Origin of the sequence: Variovorax ureilyticus (assembly GCF_037889935.1) — a bacterium.
In the GTDB taxonomy this organism is placed as follows: Bacteria; Pseudomonadota; Gammaproteobacteria; order Burkholderiales; family Burkholderiaceae_C; genus Variovorax; species Variovorax ureilyticus.
In genome coordinates, this window is record NZ_JBBKZU010000024.1 from 42,832 (window position 1) to 64,317 (window position 21,486).

The 21,486-nt window shown below is 65.1% G+C and carries 20 protein-coding genes; 12 read left to right on the forward strand and 8 right to left on the reverse strand.

Annotated elements, in window-relative coordinates:
• Nucleotides 1–95: 95 nt before the first annotated feature.
• Nucleotides 96–1,133 carry a bifunctional riboflavin kinase/FAD synthetase gene (locus tag WKW77_RS32415; protein ID WP_340361007.1) on the reverse strand — a complete coding sequence of 346 codons (1,038 nt, stop codon included), beginning with the start codon at nt 1,131–1,133 and terminating at the stop codon, nt 96–98.
• A 163-nt stretch (nt 1,134–1,296) separates the two neighbouring features.
• Between WKW77_RS32415 and WKW77_RS32420 the strand changes: the two genes are divergently transcribed.
• A complete protein-coding gene (locus tag WKW77_RS32420; RefSeq protein ID WP_340361008.1) occupies nt 1,297–1,854 on the forward strand; it encodes an HNH endonuclease in 558 nt (185 codons plus the stop codon).
• Between the two features lie 7 nt (nt 1,855–1,861).
• Here WKW77_RS32420 and WKW77_RS32425 read toward each other — a convergent pair whose 3' ends face one another.
• The 3 genes from WKW77_RS32425 to WKW77_RS32435 all read right to left on the reverse strand — a co-directional run bounded on the left by WKW77_RS32425 (nt 1,862) and on the right by WKW77_RS32435 (nt 5,648).
• Nucleotides 1,862–3,241: an alpha/beta fold hydrolase gene (locus WKW77_RS32425; RefSeq protein WP_340361009.1), complete on the reverse strand. Its 1,380-nt coding sequence runs from the start codon at nt 3,239–3,241 to the stop codon at nt 1,862–1,864.
• 85 nt (nt 3,242–3,326) lie between these two features.
• Nucleotides 3,327–4,442, reverse strand: coding sequence for an acyl-CoA dehydrogenase family protein (locus tag WKW77_RS32430; protein ID WP_340361010.1), 1,116 nt, complete (start codon nt 4,440–4,442; stop codon nt 3,327–3,329).
• Between the two features lie 24 nt (nt 4,443–4,466).
• Complete coding sequence (locus WKW77_RS32435) at nt 4,467–5,648, reverse strand: acyl-CoA dehydrogenase family protein (RefSeq protein ID WP_340361011.1); 1,182 nt, start codon at nt 5,646–5,648, stop codon at nt 4,467–4,469.
• A gap of 143 nt (nt 5,649–5,791) precedes the next feature.
• Here WKW77_RS32435 and purN point away from each other — a divergent pair, with 143 nt between their 5' ends.
• Nucleotides 5,792–6,382, forward strand: coding sequence for a phosphoribosylglycinamide formyltransferase (purN, locus tag WKW77_RS32440; protein WP_340361012.1), 591 nt, complete (start codon nt 5,792–5,794; stop codon nt 6,380–6,382).
• Nucleotides 6,383–6,437: 55 nt separating this feature from the next.
• Here the strand turns inward: purN and WKW77_RS32445 are convergent, their stop codons facing one another.
• Nucleotides 6,438–6,674, reverse strand: a complete 237-nt coding sequence (locus WKW77_RS32445; RefSeq protein WP_340361013.1) for a DUF1653 domain-containing protein — start codon at nt 6,672–6,674, stop codon at nt 6,438–6,440.
• Nucleotides 6,675–6,707: 33 nt separating this feature from the next.
• On the opposite strand from WKW77_RS32445, the gene WKW77_RS32450 reads away from it, so the two are divergent.
• The 3 genes from WKW77_RS32450 (at nt 6,708) to WKW77_RS32460 (ending at nt 11,213) form a co-directional block, all read left to right on the forward strand.
• Complete coding sequence (locus WKW77_RS32450) at nt 6,708–8,567, forward strand: M48 family metallopeptidase (protein WP_340361014.1); 1,860 nt, start codon at nt 6,708–6,710, stop codon at nt 8,565–8,567.
• 28 nt (nt 8,568–8,595) lie between these two features.
• Nucleotides 8,596–9,867: an RsmB/NOP family class I SAM-dependent RNA methyltransferase gene (locus WKW77_RS32455; RefSeq protein WP_340361015.1), complete on the forward strand. Its 1,272-nt coding sequence runs from the start codon at nt 8,596–8,598 to the stop codon at nt 9,865–9,867.
• Nucleotides 9,868–9,998: 131 nt separating this feature from the next.
• Nucleotides 9,999–11,213: a DesA family fatty acid desaturase gene (locus tag WKW77_RS32460; RefSeq protein ID WP_340361016.1), complete on the forward strand. Its 1,215-nt coding sequence runs from the start codon at nt 9,999–10,001 to the stop codon at nt 11,211–11,213.
• A 136-nt stretch (nt 11,214–11,349) separates the two neighbouring features.
• Here WKW77_RS32460 and rpmG read toward each other — a convergent pair whose 3' ends face one another.
• From rpmG to trxB, 3 genes are all read right to left on the reverse strand, one after another.
• Nucleotides 11,350–11,523 (reverse strand): 50S ribosomal protein L33, encoded by a 174-nt coding sequence (rpmG, locus tag WKW77_RS32465; protein WP_007830291.1) that lies wholly within the window; start codon nt 11,521–11,523, stop codon nt 11,350–11,352.
• An 11-nt stretch (nt 11,524–11,534) separates the two neighbouring features.
• A complete protein-coding gene (gene rpmB, locus WKW77_RS32470; RefSeq protein WP_088955402.1) occupies nt 11,535–11,768 on the reverse strand; it encodes a 50S ribosomal protein L28 in 234 nt (77 codons plus the stop codon).
• A 283-nt stretch (nt 11,769–12,051) separates the two neighbouring features.
• Nucleotides 12,052–13,002, reverse strand: a complete 951-nt coding sequence (trxB, locus tag WKW77_RS32475; protein ID WP_340361017.1) for a thioredoxin-disulfide reductase — start codon at nt 13,000–13,002, stop codon at nt 12,052–12,054.
• A 163-nt stretch (nt 13,003–13,165) separates the two neighbouring features.
• Here trxB and WKW77_RS32480 point away from each other — a divergent pair, with 163 nt between their 5' ends.
• From WKW77_RS32480 to WKW77_RS32510, 7 genes are all read left to right on the forward strand, one after another.
• The gene (locus WKW77_RS32480) at nt 13,166–13,840 is read left to right on the forward strand and encodes a Crp/Fnr family transcriptional regulator (RefSeq protein ID WP_340361018.1); all 675 of its coding nucleotides are present in this window, start codon (nt 13,166–13,168) and stop codon (nt 13,838–13,840) included.
• A 132-nt stretch (nt 13,841–13,972) separates the two neighbouring features.
• Nucleotides 13,973–16,348, forward strand: coding sequence for a DNA translocase FtsK (locus WKW77_RS32485; protein WP_340361019.1), 2,376 nt, complete (start codon nt 13,973–13,975; stop codon nt 16,346–16,348).
• 30 nt (nt 16,349–16,378) lie between these two features.
• On the forward strand, nt 16,379–17,017 hold the full coding sequence (gene lolA / locus WKW77_RS32490; RefSeq protein WP_340361020.1) for an outer membrane lipoprotein periplasmic chaperone LolA: 639 nt from the start codon (nt 16,379–16,381) through the stop codon (nt 17,015–17,017).
• Between the two features lie 18 nt (nt 17,018–17,035).
• A complete protein-coding gene (locus WKW77_RS32495) occupies nt 17,036–18,325 on the forward strand; it encodes a replication-associated recombination protein A (protein WP_340361021.1) in 1,290 nt (429 codons plus the stop codon).
• Between the two features lie 249 nt (nt 18,326–18,574).
• Nucleotides 18,575–19,504: a branched-chain amino acid ABC transporter permease gene (locus tag WKW77_RS32500; RefSeq protein WP_340361022.1), complete on the forward strand. Its 930-nt coding sequence runs from the start codon at nt 18,575–18,577 to the stop codon at nt 19,502–19,504.
• 10 nt (nt 19,505–19,514) lie between these two features.
• Nucleotides 19,515–20,696: a branched-chain amino acid ABC transporter permease gene (locus WKW77_RS32505; protein WP_340361023.1), complete on the forward strand. Its 1,182-nt coding sequence runs from the start codon at nt 19,515–19,517 to the stop codon at nt 20,694–20,696.
• Between the two features lie 18 nt (nt 20,697–20,714).
• Nucleotides 20,715–21,485, forward strand: a complete 771-nt coding sequence (locus tag WKW77_RS32510; RefSeq protein ID WP_340361024.1) for an ABC transporter ATP-binding protein — start codon at nt 20,715–20,717, stop codon at nt 21,483–21,485.
• Nucleotide 21,486 lies beyond the last annotated feature (1 nt).

The following is a 21,486-nucleotide window of genomic DNA, read 5'->3' on the forward strand; positions in this document are numbered from 1 at the left end:
TGCGCTGCCGTGCAACGCGCGAAGGGATCGAAAGAAGCGTTCGGCCTTCGCGGGACAAGGCTCGGCCGGACGCGGCGGAAAGCGAAGGTCCCGCTTTAAATTCGATCGCGCGTGGTCTGGCGATGGGTCTCGGCGTGGGTGGAAGCAAAGAAGGCACGCGCGTCGCGACCGTCCTTCGCGATGCCCGCCGTGAGGGCCTCGAGGCTGGTGTAGCGCAATTCGTCGTGCAATTTGTGCAGCAGTTCCACGCGGACGATTTTACCGTAGGCCCCCTCTGCGCCCAGGTGCGCGGGCCAATCCAGGCAGTGGGTTTCGAGCAGCACGCGGCCGCCGTTGACGTCGTTGGCGTCGAGCGAAGGGCGCACGCCGAGGTTCGCGACACCCGGCAGCGGCTTTTCCGTCAGGCCATGCACCAGCACCGCGAAGATGCCGCTGGCGGCGGGCTTCCAGTGCTTGAAACGCAGGTTGAGCGTGCGGAAGCCGTCATTGCGGCCTGGCGCGGAAGCACCCAGTGCGCGGCCGAGCTTGCGGCCATGGACCACGTGCCCGGAGATCGCATACGGCCGCCCGAGCAGCGCCTGCACATCCGTCATCCGGCCTTCGGAAAGCGCCTCGCGCACCGCCGAACTGGAGACGCGCAGTCCGTGGACCTCGTAGCTGTTCATCCGCGCCACATCGAAGCCGGACTGCTCGCCGGCACGATCGAGCATGTCGTAGTCGCCGGCGCGCTTGGCCCCGAAGCGGAAGTCGTCGCCAACCAGGATGTATTTGGCGCCCAAGCCTTCGATGAGGACATGCCGGATGAAGTCGTCGGGCGATTGCGAAGCCAGCCGTGCGTCGAACGGCAGCACGATGGTCTGCGCGACCCCGCTTGCGGCCAGTTCGTTGAGCTTGTCGCGAAGCGTGCCGATGCGGGCCGGCGCGAGTTCAGGCCGCTTGGTGACTGCGGCGAAATAGTCCCGTGGGTGCGGCTCGAACGTCAGGACGCAGTTCGGCAATCCGCGAGCGCGGGCCTCGGCATTCAGCAGCCCGAGCATGGCCTGGTGACCGCGGTGGACACCGTCGAAGTTGCCAATGGTCAGGGCGCAGGCCGGAGCCACGCCGGGATGCCGAAAACCCCGGAAAATCTGCATCGGTCGTTATCTTTTTGATAGCACTTTGTGCCCGCGGAATGGGCACGTCGAGCGCGTTTTGTCACAAAGCCGGTATATTGTGACGCACTGCGTCATGCGCAAGCCGTTCCGGCGGGCGCCATGTCTTGGTCTTTCCGTGTTTCCTTCGAATGAGGAGCGTGTGGTGAAGGTCTTGAAGCTGTCGGCCCAAGGGCTGCCCCAATCGTGGATTTCGCTCGAACAGGCGGTGATCCACTATGCCTCCGACGAGGTTCGGTGGGAGGTGGGCGCCCAGGTGGCGGTATTCAGGGGCGGCCACAACGCGATCACGGGCCAGCAGTCGCAGATCGCAGTCAACAGCATCATCGGCACGAAGGGCGTGCCGCGCATCAATCCCTTCACGCAGCGGCCGGGGCTCACCAACGCGAAGCTGTTTGCGCGCGACCGGAATGTCTGCGCCTACTGCGGCGGTCATTTCCACGAGGAAGATCTGACCCGCGAGCACATCATCCCGTTCGCCCAGGACGGCATCGACACCTGGATGAACGTCGTCACCGCGTGCCGGCCCTGCAATCACCGCAAGAGCAGCCGCACGCCGGAGCAGGCCGGGATGCCGCTGCTGTATGCGCCGTACGTGCCGAGCCTGTGGGAAGACTTCATCCTGCGCAACCGCCGCATCCTGGCGGACCAGATGGAATTCCTGATGGCGCATCTGCCGCAGAGCTCCAGGCTGCACGGCTAGTTAGCGTTCAGTAGGTCAGTTCGAGCACGCTGACGTCGCCGCGCGACGCCGGCCAGGTCTGGCCGATCAGCTTTTCCCCATTGAATTCGGCCTCGACGGTGCGAGCGGCGTCGTTGGTGAGCTTGATCTTCGAACTCGATACACCCGAACCCGTCGGCGGCACGCCCGGCGGCAGTGCCTGCCCGTCGAAGCGCAAGGTGTCGCGCTCGAGGTCGAAGTAGCCGCGCGGGCGGGTGAAGGTCACCAGGGCCTTGGCATCGCCGTCGGTTTCGGCGATGCGCTCGGGTCGCAGGTGAACCACGTTGCTCGAACGTGGGAATGGACTGCGGTAGATGTGCGTGGTGGCATAGCCAGGCGCGCTCAGCACGAATTCGTAGCGCGTGTCCGGCCTGCCCTGAAGCGGTCCCCAGCGGCCGTCCTCTGCAATGGTCTGCTGCCACACTGCAGCCCCGGTCCGTGCGCCGGTGGAGGCGTCGATGGCGAACACTTCGAGGCGCGCGCCGACCAGGGGCAGGTTGTTGCTGAAGGCGCCGCTGTCCGGTTTCAGCGGATCGAGGCCGAGCCCGGTGACGCGGCCGGACAGGGCCACCTGCGCTTCGGGCTCGACCGCGAGTGTGCGCGGCGCCTCGCCGGTGAGGAAGCGCCAGGTGGCGCCGAAGGCGGAGGGAGAGAACGAGGTCTCCCGATGGTCCACGCGCGGCAGCACCACGTTGGTCGCGCCCTTGAGCGCCGGGCCGTCGAAGCCGACGTTGGTCGGCGTTCCCCGGATGCCGATCCAGACGCCGTCCGGCTGCGCGTATTTGTCGTTCCGGTCGGAGCGCAGGGTCAGCCACTTAACGCCGGCCGGGACCTCGTCGCCATTGCCGTTCTTCGGCGCGTTGAGCTGCTGCAGGAAGGGGCTCAGCCCCGAGAACTCGCTGCGCTCCTGCCGCCCCTTGATCGACCAGATGCCGTGCGACGGGGTGCCGCCGAGCACGACATGGCTCACCACGCGGTCGCCGCCACCGTTCTGGACGTAGTTGCGGATCGCATTGCCGCCGCGCGAGTTGCCGATCAGCACCACCTGCCTGGTGCCCGTCGTCTTCAGCACACGTTCGACCTCCGACTTCAGGAAGGCCATCGATTCGGCCGTGGAACTGCGGCCCGGCTGGGGCACGCTGTCGTCGTCGCGCGCCAGCGGAAAGGGCTGGTCGAGCGCGAACAGCCGTTCGCGCGGCCAGCCGTTGGATTCGAAGCGCCAGATCGTCGCCTGCCACAGCGCAGCGGAATCGCCGTTGCCGTGCACGAACACGATCGGCGGACGCTCGTTGCTGAACGGCGGGGTGGTGCAGGCGGCGAGCATGGTCGTCGAGAAACCGAGAAGAAGCAGTTGCCGGCGAGTGTGCATGGTGAATGGCCTTCCAAAGAAAACGCCCGCCAGCTTGGGGCCGGCGGGCGTTGCATGCCGTCGCGATCGTCAGCGGTCCGGATCGTCAGGCGAAGACGCCCGCGCTGTCCTGCATGCGTGCCGACACTTCGCCCAGGTGGTGCAGGGTGTCGCCGAAGGTCATTTCGAGTTGCGTGAGCTTCTTGAAGTAGTGGCTCACGATGTACTCGTCAGTCACGCCGATGCCGCCGTGCAACTGCACCGCCTGCTGGCTGACGAAGCGCATCGAGACGCCGAGCTGGTACTTGGCCCGCGCCAGCGCCTGACGGCGCTCGGCGGCCGGTGCGTTGAGCTTCAGCGTGGCGTAGTAGCTCATCGAGCGGGCCAGTTCGAGCTGCATCTTCATGTCGGCCACGCGATGGCGAAGGGCCTGGAAGGTGGCGATCGCCACGCCGAACTGCTTGCGCGTGTTCATGTATTCGACGGTGATCGCCAGCGTCTTGTCCATCACGCCGACGGCTTCGGCGCAGGTCGCGGCGATGCCGATGTCGACGGCGCGTTCGAGTTCGGGCAGGCCGTCCAGCGTGATGAGGACGCCTGCAGCCTTGTCGAAGACGACTTCGGCGGCGCGGCTGCCGTCCTGCGTGCCGTAGCCGCGTGCGGCGACACCGTCGGCGGAGCGCTCGACCAGGAAAAGCGCGATCTTGCCGTCGACCTGCGCCGGCACGATGAAGGCGTCGGCCTCGTCGCCGGCCGGCACCAGGCTCTTGGTGCCGCTCACTGTCCAGCCCTTCCCGGCCTTCGCCGCCTTGGTTTCGCACACATCCAGCCGGTAACGGGCCTTGCGCTCCTGGTAGGCGAGCACCACGAGCGCCTGCCCGCCCGAGATGCGCGGCAGCCAGTTGTCCTTGGTGTCTTCGTCGGCATGGGCCGCCAGCACGGCGCCGGCGATGAAGGATTGCGAGAGCGGCTCCAGCACGACACCGCGGCCGAGCTCTTCCATCACGACCATGCCTTCGACCGGCCCCATGCCCAGGCCGCCTTCATCCTCTGGGATGTAGAGACCGCCGAGACCGAGCTCGGCCAGTTCGTCCCAGGCCTCGCGCGAGAAGCCGCCCGCGGCTTCGGTGGCGCGGCGGCGCTCGAAGCCGTAACCCTTTTCGACCCACTTGGCGACCGCGTCGCGAAGCTGTTGCTGGTCATCCGAAAAATTGAAGTCCATTGCTTGATCCTCGTGAGTCAGCGTTCAGCCCAAGACCGTCTGCGCGACGATGTTGCGCTGCACTTCGTTGCTGCCGCCGTAGATGGTGGTCTTGCGCATGTTGAAGTACGTCGACGAGAGCGGTGCGAGCTGTGGATTGCCACCGGGGAAGTCGCCCTGCCAGCCGGCCTCCATGGCCTCGCGGATCAGCGGCAGCGAATAGGGCCCGCCGGCCAGCATCATCAGCTCGGAGTAGCGCTGCTGGATTTCGCTGCCCTTGATCTTGAGCAGGCCGGCGATGTCGAGCGAGTTCTTGCCCGAGGTTGCGGCCGAAAGAACGCGCAGCACCAGCATCTCGAGCGCGACCACGTCGACTTCGAGCTTGGCGATCTCGTCGCGGAAGCGCGGGTCTTCCCACACGCCTTCGCTCTTCGCGATGCGCTTGAGCCGCTCCAACTCGCGCTTGGCGCGGTTCACGTCGGCGATGTTGGTGCGCTCGTGCGAGAGCAGGTGCTTGGCGTAGGTCCAGCCCTTGTTCTCTTCGCCGATGAGGTTCTCCGCGGGCACTTCGACGTTGTCGAAGAACACTTCGTTGACTTCGTGGCTGCCGTCCAGCAGCTTGATCGGGCGTACCGTGACGCCTGGCGACTTCATGTCGATCAGCAGGAAGCTGATGCCGGTCTGCGGCTTGCCCTCGTTGCTGGTGCGCACCAGGCAGAAGATCCACTCGCCGTACTGGCCGAGTGTGGTCCAGGTCTTCTGGCCGTTGACGATGTACTTGTCGCCCTTGCGCTCGGCCTTGGTCTTCACCGATGCCAGGTCGGAGCCCGAACCCGGCTCGCTGTAGCCCTGGCTCCACCAGACTTCGCCGCTCGCGATGCCGGGGAGGAAGCGCTTGTGCTGCTCGGCGTTGCCGTAGGCCATGATGACCGGAGCGACCATCACCGGGCCGAAAGGAATGATGCGTGGCGCGCCTGCGAGGGCGGCCTCTTCCTCGAACAGGTGCTTTTCGACCGCGGTCCAGCCGGGGCCGCCGAACTCCTTGGGCCAGCCGTAGCCCAGCCAGCCCTTCTTGCCCAGGATCTTGGCCCAGCGCTGCAGATCGTCGCGCGTGAGTTCGAGGGCGTTGTGCACCTTGTGCGAAATCTCGGCGGGGAGGTTTTCCTTGACCCAGGCGCGAATCTCTTCGCGGAACTTCTGTTCTTCGGGGGTGAAGCTCAAATCCATGCGTGCCTCTCTGTGTTGATCGATCGCCGCGAAAGGCGGCGTGTCTCCGAAGCGGTGGTTTTTAGCACGGTCGTGCTAGTTCGGGGTGTCCGCGCCGCGACAAGTCGGGGCCGCCCGAGCGAGCACAGATAATCCCGCGTCCCATGAAGAACATTGTGATCCTGATTTCCGGCGGTGGCTCCAACATGGCAGCGATCGTCAAGGCTGCCGAAAGCGAGCGCTGGGCGGCTCGTCTCGACGCGCGGGTTGCCGCGGTGATCAGCAACAAGGCGGACGCGGGCGGGCTCGCCATTGCGCGCGGGCAGGGCATTCCGACAAGCGTGGTTTCACACAAGGATTTCGCCAGCCGCGAAGAATTCGACGCTGCGCTCGCGCGGGAGGTCGATGTTCATGCGCCGACGCTCGTCGTTCTTGCGGGATTCATGCGGATCCTGACGCCCTGGTTCGTGACGCGCTACGCCGGCAGGCTCATCAACATCCATCCGTCGCTGCTCCCGGCTTTCCCGGGGTTGAACACGCACCGCCGCGCGATCGAGGCGGGGTGCCGGGTGGCCGGCGTGACGGTGCACGAAGTGACGGTGGAACTCGATCACGGCCCGATCCTGGCCCAAGCGGCCGTGCCGGTATTGCCCGATGACACGCCCGACGCGTTGGCCGCCCGGGTGTTGGCTCAAGAACACAGGGTTTACCCCAGGGCGGTGGCCGACTGGCTGCGACGCGCAGACACAAACTGACACAATCCTCCTTGGCGTGCCCTGGGTGGAGGAAGTCGCCGTGTTCGCTTCTCGTCTAGTCGATCTTGATGAAGCGCTGCCGGCTCACCCCGTCCACGTCGACGGTCTCACTGAACATGGCAGCCGGGCGAACCCAGAGTCCACGCTCGCCGTAGAGGGCACGGTACAGCGTCATCGGCTCCAGCGTTTCGCTGTGACGTGCGGTGCCGAGCACCTCGTATTCGCCGCCCTTGTAGTGGCGGTAGCGGCCGGGTGGGGTTTCGATCAATGGGGGAAGGCTGTCGTCTGACAAACGGGGCACTCCTTCGAAGGCTGAGAGGTCAGGATGAATCGGGCGGATTTTGTACATCTGGTGCGACTGAGCGAGCATGCCAGTGCCGACGACAGTCTCGGCTACCGACGGGGCGTCGCCTTTTTCGCGGCCCTTGGCTACCTCTGGGTCTTCGCCTGCCTGGCGGTGGCGGTCGGCATCATCCTCTGGGTCGTTGGCGGCCTGGGGCAGGGCGGACGCTTCACCTTCACCCGCGGATGGCTGATGCTTTTTGCATTCGGCCTGCTGTGGGCCACCTTGAGAGCGCTGTGGGTTCGGCTGGAGGAGCCGGAAGGGGTGGAACTGCGACGCGAAGACGCCCCCGGCCTTTTTGAAGCCCTCGACCGCATCCGCCAGCGCATCGACGGGCCTCCGGTCCATCGCGTGTACCTCGACAGCGATTTCAACGCCAGCATCCGCCAACTGCCTCGCTACGGTCTTTTCGGCGGCGCGATCAACTATCTCAACGTTGGACTTCCGCTCCTGATGGCGCTGGACCGCCGTCGCCTGGTGTCCGTGCTGGCGCATGAGTACGGCCATCTTCGCGGGAACCACGGAAAGCTCAGTGCCTGGATCTACCGGACGCGGCTTTCATGGCTCAAGCTGGATGCCAATTTCCAGCGCGACGACGGCCTGATGGCCTTCGCCTCGCAGGCCTTCTTCCGGTGGTATTTCCCGCGCTTCGCCGCCAAGACCTTCGCGCTGGCGCGACAGGACGAGTACGAGGCCGACCGTGTCGCCGCCCGGCTGCTCGGGACGCGCGTGGTGGCCCAGGCCTTGAAGGAGATCTCGATCAAGAGCGCCTGGTACGCGGACCGGTTCTGGCCCGGTCATTGGGCCCGTGCGATCGACGAGCCGGTGCCCGTCGGGCCGTTCTCATCCCTGGCGCCGAAGTTCTGCGCGCCTGTCGAGGAAGACTTTGCCCGGTCTGCTCTACGCGGCGCGCTGCGCAGCATCAGCGACGTGGACGACACCCATCCTGTGCTGCGCGATCGGCTGGAAGCGCTGGATGAGAAATCCGCCCTTCCGTCCTGGTCGTCCAAGTCGGCGCTGGCGCTCCTGGATGATGCGCCGAAGTGGATCGCGCATTTCGACGCCGAGTGGTGCAGCGGTCATGCGAACGACTGGAAGCAGCACCACGCCTATCTGGTGCGCGTGCGCGAACGGGTGGCGGCGTTGACGGCGAGCGCCGGCCGCAACAACGCAGACGAAATGGTCGAGTGGGCCGATTGCGCCCGTCGTCTCGATGCCGAAGCCGACGTGCGCGCGTTGTACGAACGGGCGCTGCAAATCACGGCGAACCATGCCGGAGCCTTGCGCGGACTGGCGCAGGTGCTGCCGGCACGCGACCGCGGCCCCCGCCTCGCAGTGCTCGAGCGCCTGCACGAATCCAGCAACGCGAGCCAGTGGTGGGCCGCCAGGACGGCGGTGTCGATCCTCGAGGATCCCGATGCCGGGGCGCACGACGAGCGGTCCCTCAAGCTGTGGCGCGAACGCGCAAAGACAGCGGAGGCCGCGGAGCAGCGCGCCTGGGAAGAAATGACGGCGACACCGTGTTTCGCCCAGATCGCGCGCCACGATCTGAGCGAGTTCGAGCTCGGCGAGCTGCGGACCGATCTGGTGCGCTCCAGCGCAATCGCTCGCGCATGGGTGGTGCGCAAGAACCTTCGGGAGTTTCCGTGGCGGCGCGCCTACATCGTGTTCATCGAACTGCCGGGGCTAACGGACGACGAGCGCTGGAGCCTGTGCCGTGAACTCGAGCAGACCCTCTCGCTGCCAGGCGCCGCGCTGGTTCTGTGGGCAGGGCACTCGCCCACCCTTGCCGAGATCGAGCGGCACGCTTTCGGAGCGGTCTGGACGCGCGCCGCAAGTTGAGGCCGTTGGTGGCTGAGACAATCGGGGGATGCATCCCAAAGCCCTGCTTGAGGCCACGGCCGACCTGGTCGGCCTCGTCCTGAAATTCGATCATCCGGCCGATCAGGTCGTCTCCCGCTTCTTCCGCGAACACCGCGAACTGGGCCCGCGCGAGCGGGCCACGCTGGCCGAGACGGTGTACACCGTGCTGCGCAAGAAGCTGTTGTTCGAGCACCTGGCGCGCTCGGGCACCGGCGCCAAGGAGCGACGGATGGCCATCCTCGGCTTCCATGGCCAGAGGGATTTCCTCAAGAGCGCGCTGAACGACGCCGAAAGGCGCTGGCTCGACAGCTGCGATTCGGTCCAGCCCGACGAACTGCTCGAGCGCCACAAGCACAACCTGCCGGAGTGGCTGGTCGAACCTCTCAAGGAGCAGCTGGGCGATGAGTTCCGGGCGCTGGCGGACAACCTGCAGCAGCCCGCGCCGCTGGACCTGCGGGTCAATGTGCTCACCGACAAGCGGGCGGATCTGCAGAAGGAGCTGGGCCTTGCCGGCATCAAGGCCAGCCCGACGCCGTATTCCCCCTGGGGTCTCCGGATCGAAGGCAAGCCGGCACTGACGAAGCTCGATGCGTTTGCGCGCGGTGCGGTGGAAGTCCAGGACGAGGGATCGCAACTGCTGGCCCTCCTGCTCGAGGCGAGGCGCGGCGAGATGGTGGTCGATTTCTGCGCCGGCGCCGGCGGCAAGACGCTGGCGATCGGCGCGACCATGCGCAACACCGGCCGGCTCTACGCCTTCGACACCTCGGCGCATCGCCTGGATGCGCTCAAGCCGCGTCTGGCGCGAAGCAAGCTCTCGAATGTGCATCCCGCCGCCATCGCGCATGAGCGGGACGAGCGGATCAAACGGCTGGCAGGCAAGATCGATCGTGTGCTGGTCGATGCGCCCTGTTCGGGGCTCGGCACGCTCAGGCGCAATCCCGATCTGAAATGGCGCCAGTCGGCGCAGGCAGTCCGGGAATTGACGGCGAAGCAGACGGCGATCCTGCAGAGCGCTTCGCGGCTCGTGAAGTCGGGAGGCCGCCTCGTCTACGCAACCTGCAGCGTGCTGCCCGAAGAGAACGAGGCGATCGCCGAGGCTTTTGGTGCCGCGAACCCGGATTTCGAGGCGCTGGATGCGGCCGAGTTGCTGAGCGGCCTCAAGGTGGACGGCGCCGAAAGCCTGTGCTCGGGTGGTGAAGTCGGCAAGCGCTACCTTCGGCTTTGGCCTCATCGCCATGCGACCGACGGCTTCTTTGCCGCCATCTGGACCCGGAAGTAGGGGCGAGGCTCCAAAGACGGGCAAAACTTGCGATGTATCAAGGATTTAAGCCCCTTTTCAGGGGGTGAGCCTTTAAAATCACGGGTTACCTGGAGGCTGCACCTTCGTGTGGCCATGGAGTACCGAATTCAATGTTGCTTCCTGACTCTGCCGTCCTGAGCGCGGCCATCGATTGGCTCGGAAACGGCTTGTGGGACCTCACATGGTGGCAGATCGTGCTGTACACGCTCGTCACCACGCACATCACGATCGCGGCGGTCACGATCTTCCTGCACCGCACCCAGACGCACCGGGCCATGGATCTCGGGCCCATTCCGTCGCATTTCTTCCGCTTCTGGCTGTGGATCGGCACCGGCATGGTGACCAAGGAGTGGGTGGCCATCCACCGCAAGCACCATGCCAAGTGCGAGACCGAAGACGATCCGCACAGCCCGCAGGTGAAGGGCATCGACGAAGTCATGTGGCGCGGCGCCGAGCTGTACCGCAAGGAGTCGAAGAACAAGGAAACGATGGAGCGCTACGGTCACGGCACGCCCGATGACTGGCTCGAGCGCAACCTGTATTCGCGTTACAGCTGGCAGGGCGTGGGCCTGATGCTGATCCTCAACCTGGCGCTGTTCGGCGCCATCGGCCTGACGATCTGGGCAGTCCAGATGCTGTGGATTCCGTTCTGGGCGGCCGGCGTGGTCAACGGCATCGGTCACTACTGGGGCTATCGCAACTTCGAAGCCATGGACTCCAGCACCAATCTGATTCCCTGGGGCATCATCATTGGCGGCGAAGAGCTGCACAACAACCACCACACCTACCCGACGTCGGCCAAGTTCTCGGTCAAGAAATACGAATTCGACATCGGTTGGGTCTATATCAGCCTGATGCAGAAAATCGGTTGGGCCAAGGTCAAGAAGGTCCCGCCGAAGATGCAAATGGGCGACGTGCAGCCGGTGGCCGACGCGAAGACGCTCGAAGCCGTCATCGCCAATCGCTACGAGGTCATGGCGAACTTTGCGCGCGAAATGCGTCGCGCCACCAAGGACGAACTTGCATCGCTGAAGGCCAAGGGGGCGGACCTTTCCGTTCTGAAGGCAGCCAAGCGCTGGCTGCACCGTGACGACGACAAGGTGCCTGCCGCTGCGCGGACCCATCTCGTCCAGGCGCGCGCTGCCCATCCTGCGCTCGACAAGATGATGACGATGCGCGAAGAGCTGCGCCAGCTGTGGCTCAACACCTCGCAATCGCGCGAGCAGTTGGCGGCCGATCTCGCGGCCTGGTGCCATCGCGCCGAGGCGAGCGGCATTGCCGGTTTGCGAGAGTTCTCGACGCGCCTACGTGCTGCGCGCGCTTGACGGTCTCTCGGTAATTCCAAAGAAGCCGGCTCGTTGAGCCGGCTTTTTTTATGTCTCCTTGCCAGCCGCAATATCGAACAGGCAAAAGAAAACCCGCTGGATTGCAGCGGGTTTTTTGACAAGGGGAAAGGCTGAATTACTTCAGCTTGATTTCCTTGTATTCGACGTGCTTGCGTGCCTTGGGGTCGAACTTCATGATCGACATCTTTTCAGGCATCGTCTTCTTGTTCTTGCTGGTCGTGTAGAAATGGCCGGTACCCGCGGTGGATTCCAGCTTGATCTTTTCGCGTCCGCCTTTGCTCGTTGCCATGATTCAGCTCCTTAAGCTTGGCCGCGCGCACGCAGGTCTGCGAGCACGGCGTCGATGCCGTTCTTGTCGATCAGGCGCAGGGCAGCGCTCGAAACGCGCAGGCGAACCCAACGATTTTCGGATTCGACCCAGAAACGACGGTATTGCAGGTTCGGCAGGAACCGGCGCTTGGTTTTGTTGTTGGCGTGGGAAACGTTGTTTCCGACCATCGGGCCCTTGCCCGTAACTTCACATACGCGTGCCATAGGGACACTCTTTCTTGAACAGCTGGCACCTGTGCAACAGGGTGTTGCGAGGTGGTTTGCAGCTTGACCTCGCCAGAATCGGGTGGCGGTAGCCCGGAAGTTGCCGCTCATGCCGGCCAGAAGCCGGGCAAATTCAGCAAAGCCTGAAATTATAACCCAGCTGTGTGAGCTCCCGGCATCCCCGTAGGGGACACCGCGGAACCGGCTCTGCCGGGCCACCGGTGTCGCCTCCGGCAGGGGGGAGGCGCGCGCGACACGCAGTGCGCGCAGCCTGGGGGCGAGCCTAGTCCTGCTCGAGGAACCGCTGCGAGTCCAGTGCCGCCATGCAGCCCGTACCTGCACTGGTGATGGCCTGGCGGTAGACATGATCCTGCACGTCGCCCGCGGCAAACACGCCCGGAATGCTGGTCATCGTGGCGAAGCCCTGCAGGCCGGATCGCGTGACGATGTACCCGTCCTTCATTTCCAGTTGCCCCTGGAAGATGTCGGTGTTCGGGTGGTGGCCGATCGCGACGAAGCAGCCCTTCAGATCGAGTCGCTCCGTCTCGTTCGTCTGCAGGTTCTTGATCTTGATGCCGGTGACGCCGGAGTCATCGCCCAGCACCTCATCGAGCGCGCTGCGAAGCTTCAGTTCGATCTTGCCTTCGGCGACCTTTTCGTTGAGCTTGTCGACGAGGATCGGCTCCGCACGGAACTTGTCACGGCGATGCACGAGGGTCACCTTCCTGGCAATGTTCGCGAGATAAAGCGCCTCCTCGACGGCGGTGTTGCCGCCGCCGATCACGCAGACGTCCTGGTCGCGATAGAAGAAGCCGTCGCAGGTCGCGCATGCGGACACGCCGCGCCCCATGAAGTGCTGTTCGGACTCGATGCCGAGGTACTTGGCCGAAGCGCCCGTCGCAATGATCAGGGCGTCGCAGGTGTAGGTGCCGCTGTCGCCTGTCAACGTGAACGGGCGCTTGCCGAGGTCGACCTTGTTGATGTGATCGAACACGATCTCGGTCTTGAAGCGCTCGGCGTGCTCCAGAAAGCGCTGCATGAGATCGGGACCTTGCACGCCATGAACATCGGCGGGCCAGTTGTCGACTTCGGTGGTCGTCATGAGCTGACCACCTTGTGCAATTCCGGTAATAAGCAGGGGCTGGAGATTGGCTCGGGCCGCGTAGACTGCGGCGGTATAACCGGCGGGGCCGGAGCCCAGAATGAGAACCTTGGCGTGGCGTGGCGTTGACATGAGTAGAAAACCTAGGATTGACGCTGCGTCAGCGTGTACATTTTCAAGGGTGATAGGTATGGAGTATCACCGTTCGGTTCAAGACCGTGCGGGGGCTGTTTTCAATGCGCGCGATTGTATTAATCCATGGGGTTCGAATCGCGCGGAATCCGGGGATTGATGAATGTCGATGCTTTCCAATCTTGAATTGCTCCGTCGCGTGCCGCTCTTCTCAGCGCTGACGCCCACGCAGTCCGCGAGCATCGCCGATGCGATCGTCAAGAAGCGCTTCAAGCGTGCCGAGGTCGTGGTCGAGCAAGGCAAGAAGTCCGATGCCCTCTACATCATTCTGACCGGCCGGGCCAGGGTCATGAGCACCGACAGCCGCGGCCGCGAGGTCATCCTGGCAACCCTTCAACCGGGCGACTACATCGGCGAGATGAGCATGATCGATGACGAGCCGCACTCGGCCACGGTCCGCACCGAGATCCAGACCGATGTCCTGATGCTCGGCCGCGAAGCCTTCGCGCGCTGCCTGCCGGAGAGCTCTTCGATGTCCTACAACATCATGCGCGGCCTGGTGTCCCGGCTGCGTCATGCCGACCGGAAGATCGAATCGCTGGCGCTCATGGACGTCTACGGCCGCGTTGCGCGCTCGCTGCTCGAGTTCGCGGTGGACGATGGCGCCGGCAACATGAAGGTGCGCGACAAGATCTCCCGCCAGGACCTCGCCAAGATGGTCGGCGCGTCGCGCGAGATGGTCAGCCGCGTCATGAAGGATCTCGAAGAGCGCGGTTTCGTGCAGACCCAGTCCGACGGGTCGATGATCATCAAGGAACGGCTCTCATCGCTGGCCTGATGGTTCTGCCGGCTGCGCCATGGCGCGCCGGCTTCTCTGCTTCGCCGGCCCTGACAACCTGGCCGCGATGGGTTTCGTTGTAGTTTCCTCAAGCCACCGGTCCGTTGCCCCGGGCAGGTCGCTTTGCCTTTCATGACTTATTCGCTCAATACCCTTCAATCGTCGTCGGCCGAGGGACAGCCGGTCCGGGCGCGCGCGATGCGTTTCGCGCACGAGATCACGTTGATCGCGGGCTTTGTCGCGCTGTTGTTCTGGCTTCTCGCGATGCTGAGCTTCACGCCGTCGGACGCGGCCTGGTCGACCTCCGGCACCGGCGGCGATGTGAAGAACTGGGGTGGGCGCATCGGGGCCTGGGTCGCGGATGCGAGCTACTTCCTGGCCGGCTATTCGGTCTGGTGGTGCCTGGCGGCCGGCCTGCGCGTCTGGCTGTCTTCGCTGGCCCACTGGATGCGCGGCGGCTCGCCGCAGCCGGACGAGATGCCCCGCGGCCGCTTCAATCGCAGCCGCCTTGCGTTCTGGTTCGGCCTCGTCCTGCTGCTGTGCGCGAGCGCGGTTCTCGAATGGTCGCGCCTCTATCGTCTGGAATTTCGCCTGCCGGGCCATGGCGGCGGGGTGCTGGGTTATTTCGTCGGCCCGGCCAGCGTCAAGTGGATGGGGTTCACCGGCTCGGCGCTCATCGCCATTGCCTGCGGCGTCATCGGCTCGGCGCTCGTGTTCCGCTTCTCGTGGGGGCAGATCGCCGAGCGCATCGGCGCCCGCCTGTACTCGCTCTTCGAGATGCGGCGCGAGCGGCGCGAGATCGCCCAGGACATCGCGATGGGCAGGCAGGCGGTTCGCGAGCGCGAGGAAGTCACTTCCTTCGATGCGGACCCCGAGCCCGATGCGCCTGACGAAGACTTGAGAGCCGTGCCGCGTCCCAAGCGGCGCGCACCTTCGCCGCCGGTGCAGATCGAGCCCGCGATGGTCGAGGTGCCCAAGAGCGACCGCGTCGCCAAGGAGCGCCAGAAGCCGCTGTTCCGCGAACTGCCCGACAGCAAGCTGCCGCAGGTCGACCTGCTCGACGCCGCGCAGGGCCGCCAGGAAACCGTCTCGGCCGACACGCTCGAGATGACCTCGCGGCTGATCGAGAAGAAGCTCAAGGACTTCGGCGTCGAGGTGCGCGTCGTGCTCGCATCCCCCGGGCCCGTCATCACCCGCTACGAGATCGAGCCGGCCACCGGCGTCAAGGGCGCGCAGATCGTGAACCTGGCGAAAGACCTCGCGCGCTCGCTGTCGCTGGTATCGATCCGCGTGGTCGAGACGATTCCCGGCAAGAACTACATGGCGCTCGAACTGCCGAACGCCAAGCGCCAGTCGATCCGCCTGAGCGAGATCCTCGGCTCGCAGGTCTACAACGAAGGCAAGTCGCTGCTGACGATGGGGCTCGGCAAGGACATCGTGGGCAATCCGGTGGTCGCCGACCTGGCGAAGATGCCGCACGTGCTCGTGGCCGGGACCACCGGTTCGGGCAAGTCGGTGGGGATCAACGCGATGATCCTGAGCCTGCTCTACAAGGCCGAGGCGCGCGACGTCCGCCTGCTGATGATCGACCCGAAGATGCTCGAAATGTCGGTCTACGAGGGCATTCCGCATCTGCTCGCGCCGGTGGTCACCGACATGCGGCAAGCTGCGCACGGCCTGAACTGGTGCGTGGCCGAAATGGAGCGCCGCTACAAGCTCATGAGCAAGCTGGGCGTGCGCAACCTGGCCGGCTACAACGCCAAGATCGACGAGGCGAAGTCGCGCGAGGAATTCATCTACAACCCGTTCAGCCTCACGCCGGACAGCCCGGAGCCGCTCGGCCGCGAGCCGCACATCGTGGTCGTCATCGACGAGCTGGCCGACCTGATGATGGTCGTCGGCAAGAAGATCGAGGAACTGATCGCCCGCCTGGCGCAGAAGGCGCGGGCGGCCGGCATCCACCTGATCCTCGCGACGCAGCGCCCGAGCGTGGACGTGATCACCGGCCTCATCAAGGCCAACATCCCGACCCGCATCGCGTTCCAGGTGTCGAGCAAGATCGATTCGCGCACCATCCTCGACCAGATGGGCGCCGAGGCGCTGCTCGGCATGGGCGACATGCTCTACATGGCCAGCGGCACCGGGCTGCCGGTGCGCGTCCACGGTGCGTTCGTCAGCGACGACGAAGTGCACCGCGTCGTCGCCTACCTGAAGTCGCAAGGGGAGCCGGACTACATCGAGGGGGTGCTCGAAGGTGGCACAGTCGATGGCGACGGCGAACTGCTCGGCGAGGGCGGCGAGGGCGGCGAAAAGGATCCGATGTACGACCAGGCGGTCGAAGTCGTGCTCAAGAACCGCAAGGCCAGCATCTCGCTGGTGCAGCGCCACCTGAAGATCGGCTACAACCGCGCCGCGCGGCTGGTCGAGGAAATGGAACAGGCCGGCCTCGTGAGCGCGATGAGCGGCAGCGGCCAGCGCGAGATCCTGGTGCCGGCCCGAAGCGAGTGAGTCCGGCGCGCCTGCGGGGAGAAAAGATTGATGTTGCTGAAGAAACTGATCGCGGGCATCGGGCTCGCGGCGCTCGTGGCGAGCGCCTCGGCCGGTGGCCTGGAAAGCCTCGAGGCTTTCGTGAAGAACGCCAGGTCGGGCCGGGCCGAGTTCACGCAGACCGTGACCTCGCCGCCGAAGGAAGGGCAGACCGTGCGCGAGAAGGTGTCGACCGGCACCTTCGAATTCCAGCGGCCCGGCAAATTCCGCTTCGACTACAAGAAGCCCTTCGTACAGAACATCGTCGCCGACGGTGAAACCCTCTGGCTCTTCGATGCCGATCTGAACCAGGTCACCCAGCGCAAGCAGGCGCAGGCCCTGGGTTCGACGCCGGCCGCGCTCATTGCGTCCGCGCCCGATCTGAAGGCCCTGCAGGCTGATTTCGCGCTCGAGTCCGCGCCGGAGCGCGACGGCTTGCAGTGGGTCAAGGCGACGCCGAAGAGCAAGGATGGCCAACTCCAGAGCGTGCAGATCGGTTTCCAGGGCGATTCGCTCGCCGCGCTCGAGATCCTCGACAGCTTCGGCCAGAAGTCGGTGCTGAAGTTCGGCAAGGTCGAGGTGAACCCCTCGCTTCCGGCCAGCACCTTCCAGTTCAAGCCGCCACCGGGCGCCGATGTGGTCCGCCAGTAGGCGGTCCGCATCCCTGTGATGGCCGCGTCCACCCATCAACCACTCGCCGAGCGCCTTCGCCCCAGGAACCTCGGCGAGGTCATCGGGCAGCAGCATCTGCTGGGCCCCGGCATGCCGCTGCGCATCGCCTTCGAGTCGGGCCAGCCGCACTCGTGCATCCTCTGGGGGCCGCCCGGCGTCGGGAAGACGACCATCGCCCGGTTGATGGCGGACGCGTTCGATGCGCAGTTCCTCAGCATCAGCGCGGTGCTGGGGGGCGTGAAGGACATCCGCGATGCGGTCGATCGTGCGCTCGTGGCGCGCGACGGCCTCGAGCAGCGCCGCACCATCGTGTTCGTCGACGAGGTGCACCGGTTCAACAAGAGCCAGCAGGACGCCTTCCTGCCGCATGTGGAATCGGGCCTCTTCACCTTCATCGGCGCGACGACCGAAAACCCGTCGTTCGAGGTGAACTCCGCGCTGCTGTCGCGTGCGGCCGTCTACGTGCTCCAGCCTCTCGCCGAAGACGATCTCAAGCAGATCGTGAGCCGCGCGCAGGGCATCCAGGCCGTGCCCGCAATCGAGGCGAAAGCGATCGATCGCCTCATCGCCTATGCCGACGGCGATGCGCGGCGACTGCTCAACACGCTCGAAACGCTCTCGATCGCTGCCGGCGCGGAGTCGCTAGACCACATCACCGACGAATGGCTCCTGCGCGTCCTCGGCGAGCGGATGCGCCGCTACGACAAGGGCGGCGACCAGTTCTACGACACGATCTCGGCGCTGCACAAGTCGGTGCGCGGCAGCGATCCGGATGCGGCGCTCTACTGGTTCGTGCGCATGCTCGATGGGGGCGCCGATCCGCGCTACATGGCAAGGCGTCTCGTCCGCATGGCGAGCGAGGACATCGGGCTCGCCGACCCGCGCGCGCTGCGCCTCGCGCTCGATGCAGCCGAGGTCTACGAGCGCCTCGGTTCGCCCGAGGGCGAGCTCGCATTGGCCGAGTGCGTGGTCTATCTTGCAGTCGCGCCGAAGTCGAACGCGGTCTACAAGGCATACAACGAAGTGAAGGCGTTCATCAAGTCGGATGGGACGCGCCCCGTTCCGATGCATCTGCGCAATGCGCCGACACGCTTGATGAAGCAACTCGACTACGGCAAAGGCTATCGCTACGCCCACGACGAGGAGGGCGGCTTCGCGGCCGGCGAGCGCTACATGCCCGATGGCGTCGAGCCTGCGCCGTTCTACAGACCGGTCGAGCGCGGCCTCGAAATCAAGATCGCCGAGAAGATGCGCGCGCTGCGCAAGCGCAACGAAGATGCGCGCTGATACGCATTTGCGCGAAGGGTGAGAGTCTTTCAGACCCCGCGCGCCTGACTCTTTGCGCCAGCGGGAAAACCCCGGTCCCGAAACGCCCGAAATGTCAGGGAGCCGTGTCTAAAATTCCGCCCACAAAAAACCCGCCGTCGACACATGCTGGCGGGTTTTTTGCTAAGTGAAACCAGGCGTCAATCCGGTACGCCGGGTTGATCGAGGCACCTCTCAAGGGTGTCACCACAAAAAAAGGGAATCCTCGCTATGGACATCTTGCTGCAGCAGATCATCAACGGTCTGGTTCTCGGCAGCATGTACGCCTTGATAGCTTTGGGCTATACGATGGTGTACGGCATTATCAATCTCATCAATTTCGCGCATGGCGAGGTGCTCATGGTCGGCGCGCTGACCAGTTGGAGCGTCATCGGGCTCATGCAGCAGTCGATGCCGGGCACGCCGGGCTGGCTGATCCTGCTCCTCGCGCTGATCATCGCGTGTGTGGTGGCCGCCGCACTCAACTTCGTGATCGAGAAGGTGGCCTACCGGCCGCTGCGCAACAGCCCCAAGCTCGCACCGCTGATCACCGCCATCGGCGTTTCGATCCTGCTGCAGACGCTGGCGATGATCATCTGGAAGCCGACGAACAAGGCCTATCCCAACCTGCTCCCGACCACGCCGATCCATCTGGGCGGTGCGGTGATCTCGCCGACGCAGGTCATGATCCTGAGCGTGACCGCGATCTGCCTCGCGACCCTGACCTGGCTGGTCAACTACACCAAGCTCGGCCGGGCCATGCGCGCCACCGCCGAGAACCCGCGCGTGGCGGCCTTGATGGGCATCCGGCCCGACATGGTGATTTCGGCCACCTTCATCATCGGCGCCGTGCTGGCGGCGGTGGCGGGCGTGATGTACGCCTCCAACTACGGCATCGCGCAGCATGCGATGGGCTTCATTCCGGGGCTCAAGGCCTTCACCGCGGCAGTGTTCGGCGGCATCGGCAACCTTGCGGGCGCAGTGGTCGGCGGCATCCTGCTCGGGGTGATCGAGGCGATCGGCTCCGGTTACCTCGGCGCGCTGACCGGCGACGTGCTGGGCAGCCAGTACAGCGACATCATCGCTTTCGTCGTTCTGATCATCATGCTCACGCTGCGGCCCTCCGGCCTGCTCGGCGAGCGTGTGGCGGACCGCGCCTGAGGAGACAGCCATGCAACAAGGCAAGAAGCTCCTGATCATCGTCATCGCGGCACTCGGCCTGCTCGTGCTGCCGCTGCTGCTGCAATCGCAGGGCAACGCGTGGGTTCGCATCGCCGACATTGCGCTGCTCTACGTGCTGCTCGCACTGGGCCTGAACATCGTCGTGGGCTACGCCGGCCTGCTCGACCTCGGCTACGTGGCCTTCTTCGCGATCGGCGCCTATCTCTTCGCGCTGCTCGAATCGCCGCATCTGTCGGAAACCTTCCCGGCCTTCAAGGCGATGTTCCCGGGCGGGCTGCACAGCTCGCTGTTGATCGTGATACCGCTGGCGTTCGGGCTCGCGGCGTTGTTCGGCGTGCTGCTCGGTGCACCGACGCTGAAGCTGCGTGGCGACTACCTGGCCATCGTGACGCTCGGCTTCGGTGAAATCATCCGCGTCTTCCTGAACAACCTCGACCAGCCGTTCAACATCACGAACGGTCCGAAGGGCATCACCGCGATCGAGCCGGTGCACTTCTGGGGCCTGAACCTGGGCAAGGCGCTGAAGTTCAACGGCTTCACGATCTCGTCGGTCACGCTGTACTACTACCTCTTCCTGACGCTGGTGCTCATCACCATCCTGATCTCGCACCGCCTGCAGGTCTCGCGCATCGGGCGTGCGTGGATGGCGATCCGCGAAGACGAAATCGCCGCCAAGGCGATGGGCATCAACACCCGCAATATGAAGCTGCTGGCCTTCGGCATGGGCGCGAGCTTCGGTGGCGTCTCGGGATCGATGTTCGCGGCCTTCCAGGGCTTCGTCTCGCCCGAGTCGTTCAGCCTGATGGAGTCGGTGATGATCGTGGCGATGGTCGTGCTCGGCGGCATCGGCCACCTGCCGGGCGTCATCCTCGGCGCGGTGCTGCTCGCGGCGCTGCCGGAAGTGCTGCGCTACGTCGCGGCTCCGCTGCAGGCCATGACCGATGGACGTCTCGATGCTTCCATCCTGCGTCAACTGTTCATCGCGCTGGCGATGATCATCATCATGCTGGTGCGTCCGAGGGGCCTGTGGCCCACGCCCGAGCATGGCAAGTCGCTGACCCGCAAGGGCACGGCGCCTGCGTCGGGCATGCCGGCAGCAGCGCCGGGCGTGGATGTTCCGTCCGACGAAGTACCGGGCGTGGCTTCGCGTCCGATGTCGATCAATCCGTGAGCGGGATGGGAGAACAACATGACTGACACCGTCCTCAACGTCCAGGGAATCTCGAAACGCTTCGGCGGCCTCCAGGCCCTGTCCGACGTGGGCATGAAGATCACGCGCGGCCAGGTCTACGGCCTGATCGGCCCCAACGGCGCGGGCAAGACCACGTTCTTCAACGTCATCACCGGCCTCTACACGCCCGACAGCGGCACCTTCGAGCTGGCCGGCAAGCCGTACCAGCCGACCGCGGTGCACGAGGTGGCCAAGGCCGGCATCGCACGCACCTTCCAGAACATCCGCTTGTTCGCGGAAATGACCGCGCTCGAGAACGTCATGGTCGGGCGGCACATCCGCACCCACTCGGGCGTGCTCGGTGCGATCTTCCGCACGGGCGGCTTCAAGGCCGAAGAGGCCGCGATCGCCAAGCGCGCGCACGAACTGCTCGACTACGTGGGCATCGGCAAGTTCGCCGACTACAAGGCCCGCACGCTGAGCTACGGCGACCAGCGCCGGCTGGAGATCGCCCGCGCGCTGGCGACCGATCCGCAGCTCATCGCGCTCGACGAGCCCGCGGCCGGCATGAACGCCACCGAGAAAGTGCAGCTGCGCCAGCTCATCGACCGCATCCGCAAGGACGACCGCACCATCCTGCTGATCGAGCACGACGTGAAGCTCGTGATGGGCCTGTGCGACCGGGTCACGGTGCTCGACTACGGGAAACAGATTGCCGAGGGAACGCCCGCGGACGTACAGAAGAACGAAAAGGTGATCGAGGCCTACCTCGGCACCGGAGGACATTGAG